Genomic DNA, 3091 nt, shown 5'->3' on the forward strand with positions numbered 1-3091 from the left:
AGGCGCCTCCTGTTGGCGCAGTTTGGGGAAATGTGGCTGGTGGCTTTTCCGAATTGGGGTAGCCTCTTAGGATTTTTTGTTTGAAGACTATCTTTTTGAATCCGGTATAAAAACCCTCCCGCACACGGGAGGGTGAATTATCAGGCCCAGTCTAACGAATCACCTGCGGCACCACCCGCACCTCGCGGGTCTGGCCGTCGCGCCAGACCTTGAGGTTTACGGCTTCGCCAGGCTTCTTGGAAAGAAGCACGGCCCGCAGGTCGTTGATGTTGTTGATGGGGTTGCCGTCGGCCTCGAGCAGAATGTCGCCGTTCACCCCCAGCTCGATCACCTGCCCGGTGCGGAGCTGAAGCTGCACGGTGCGGGTAGCGGGCCGCAGCCCCGCCCGTTCGGCAGGGCTACCGCGCTCGACCTGCTGAATCATCAGTCCGGTATCGGGCAGCCGGTTCTGGCGGCGGATGTTCTCGGGGTACTCGGCCATCGAGAGCAGCGAGAGGGTTACGCCCAGACGGGGCCGGGAACGCACAATCTCTTCGGCGGTAATGTCCTTGCCCGCTTTAAGGTCGTTCAGGTACTGCTTGGCCAGGTTGATGGGAATGGCAAAACCAATGCCCGCCGACTGGGCCGCCCCAAAGGCTCCCACCGAGCTGTAGATGAAGGTGTTGATCCCGATGACCTCGCCGCGGGAGTTGAGCAAGGGCCCCCCGGAGTTGCCAGGGTTGATGGCCGCATCGGTCTGGATCACGGTGGGCACAAAAGCCCCTTTACCGCTGGCGCTGCCGTCGTTGGGATTGCGCCGGATGGCCGAAACAATGCCCTCGGTCACGGTAAACTCCAGGCCGAAGGGGTTGCCCATGGCGATGGCCTTCTGCCCTACCCGCACCTGGTCGGAGTCGGCCAGGCGCATGGGTTTGAGCCTTTCGCGCGGGGCCTGCACCCGAATCAGGGCCATGTCCAGGGGCTCCGCGCGGCCAATCACCCGGGCAGGGTAGCTTTTGGGGTCGTTGTGGAAGCGCACCGTGATCTGGTCGGCCCCTTCAATCACGTGGTAGTTGGTCAGAATCAGGCCATCCTGGTCAATCACGAAGCCCGAACCCGAGCCTTCCTGGGGCTGGGGCTGCAAAAAGGGGGCAAAGAAGCCAAAGTCGCGGCTGGCCTGGGGCGCTGTTCGAACCGCCACAAACACCACTCCGTCACCGGTACGCTGCACCACGTCAATGGTGTTGCGTTCGTTTTCTAAAAGCGCACGGCTGGGGTCAAAAGGCTGCGCCTGGGCCTGCACCTGCGGCTCGCTCGAGGCCGGCAGGGGGCTCTGGCTCTTGCTCAGGTTGAACCAGGCCACCCCCCCGCCCACCACCAGCAACAAACCCAGGACAATAGAGTTTCTCATGGGCATCTCAAAAACCTCCTCCCCATAGTGTAGCCAATCACGGTGAAGACGGCATGAAGTGCAATTATGAAAACACCACCGTCTTGTTGCCGTAGACGATGATGCGGTCTTCCAGGTGCCACTGCACCGCCCGGGCCAGCACGTTGCGCTCGAGGTCGCGCCCCAAGCGCACCAGGTCGGCCACATCGTGCCGGTGGGAGACCCGGGCCACGTCCTGCTCGATAATAGGGCCCTGGTCGAGTTCTTCGGTGACGTAATGGGCGGTAGCACCAATAATCTTGACCCCGCGGGTATAGGCCTGCTTGTAGGGGTTAGCCCCCACAAAAGCGGGCAAAAACGAGTGGTGAATGTTAATGATGCGGTTGGGGTAGCGGGCCACAAAGTGCGGGGTCAGAATCTGCATGTAGCGGGCCAGCACCACCAGGTCGGTATTGCCCAGCAGCCCCAACATCTGGGCCTCGGCCTCTTCTTTGCGGTCTTTCTCGACCGGCACAAAGTGGAAGGGAATGCCGAAGCGTTCGACCTCGAGGCGCAGGTCTGGGTGGTTGGAGATGACCTGGGTGATGGCGCAGGGCAGCTCGCGGTTGCTGTGCCGCCAGAGAAGCTCCAAAAGGGCGTGGTCGTATTTGGAAACCAGAATAGCCACCTTCTTAAGGTCGGCGGCGTAGGCGATGCGCCAGTGCATCTCGAAGCGGGCCGCCACCCGCTCGGCAAAGGCTTTCTCGAGGATTTCCCGCGAAACATCTAGGTGGGGGGTCTGAAACTCCAGGCGCATGAAGAATAGCCCCCCCTCGGGGTCGGTGGAGTGCTGATCCAGATCGGTGATGTTGGCCCCGTGGTTGAAGAGAAAATTCGAAACCGCCGCCACGATGCCGGGCCGGTCGGGGCAGGTAATCAGGAGCCGCGCCGTGGTGTCGGTCTGCATACCGGCTCAAGGCTAAGGGCTTTTGTACCAAAACTCAAGGCATAAATACGCCCTCGGCACACTCTTCCGGACTTTCTTCGTCCACACTCAGATGTATGAAAAAGCTATCTACGGGCTTGATAATCGTACTCGCTTCGCTAGGATTCGCCCACCAACCCTTCTGGAACCCCGGTTCACCCACTTTAGAGCAGGCGTATAGGGTTTTGGAGCCCACGGTCTCCAAGGTAGTCACGAGCCAGCTAGGCGCCGGACAGTTGGGCTTTTATGTGCTCGAGCTCCCGGCAGGCTTTGTGCTCGACCTGGGGCTTTTTGTGGGGGCCGCCTGCCCAGCAGCCTACCAGCCCAGGATGTGGCTGGTAGGGCCCGGTGTCCAGGGGAGCCAGCGCCCGCCTTTCGCCATTCCCGAGGGCATGGGGGCCAGGGTGTATGAAGGTGGCTGGCGCGACTACCAGGGCCACGGCCTGGTAGCCCGCAAAGGCCCCGAATTCCGCGAACGGCTCTCAGGCGGAACCTACTACGTGGTGGTCGAGGCGGGGAATGGAGCCGGCTATTACATGATCTCGCTGGGTGGCTCGGAAATCCCGGGTGGAACCTCTGAGGGACGGGCGGCGCTGGGACGCTTCAATCGCTGCGGCTGAAGCGGAGGACTATACCCGTTACCAAAAACGAAAGCAGCTCAACCACCCACCCGCGCGGCGCACGTCCTTCGATACGCGCACAGGCTCTTATCATATACAGCATGAACCCGAACAAACCCATACCCAGCCCCATTCCTT

3 protein-coding genes are annotated in these 3091 nt (G+C 61.2%); 1 reads left to right on the forward strand and 2 read right to left on the reverse strand.

Features of this window, described 5'->3' with window-relative positions:
* Window positions 1-151: 151 nt before the first annotated feature.
* Window positions 152-1396: a S1C family serine protease gene (locus ABWU19_RS14590; RefSeq protein WP_435902369.1), complete on the reverse strand. Its 1245-nt coding sequence runs from the start codon at window positions 1394-1396 to the stop codon at window positions 152-154.
* A 58-nt stretch (window positions 1397-1454) separates the two neighbouring features.
* Complete coding sequence (gene purU / locus ABWU19_RS14595; protein ID WP_435902370.1) at window positions 1455-2315, reverse strand: formyltetrahydrofolate deformylase; 861 nt, start codon at window positions 2313-2315, stop codon at window positions 1455-1457.
* A gap of 95 nt (window positions 2316-2410) precedes the next feature.
* On the opposite strand from purU, the gene ABWU19_RS14600 reads away from it, so the two are divergent.
* Window positions 2411-2953: a hypothetical protein gene (locus tag ABWU19_RS14600; protein ID WP_435902371.1), complete on the forward strand. Its 543-nt coding sequence runs from the start codon at window positions 2411-2413 to the stop codon at window positions 2951-2953.
* Window positions 2954-3091: the final 138 nt, after the last annotated feature.

This window comes from Meiothermus cerbereus (assembly GCF_051297115.1).
GTDB classification, from domain to species: Bacteria; Deinococcota; Deinococci; order Deinococcales; family Thermaceae; genus Meiothermus; species Meiothermus cerbereus_A.

Excerpts from the sequence above, each read along its gene's own strand:
- ABWU19_RS14590 (WP_435902369.1), bottom strand. The coding sequence starts at position 1,396 with ATGCCCATGAGAAACTCTATTGTCCTGGGTTTGTTGCTGGTGGTGGGC.
- purU (WP_435902370.1), bottom strand. The coding sequence starts at position 2,315 with ATGCAGACCGACACCACGGCGCGGCTCCTGATTACCTGCCCCGACCGG.
- ABWU19_RS14600 (WP_435902371.1), top strand. The coding sequence starts at position 2,411 with ATGAAAAAGCTATCTACGGGCTTGATAATCGTACTCGCTTCGCTAGGA.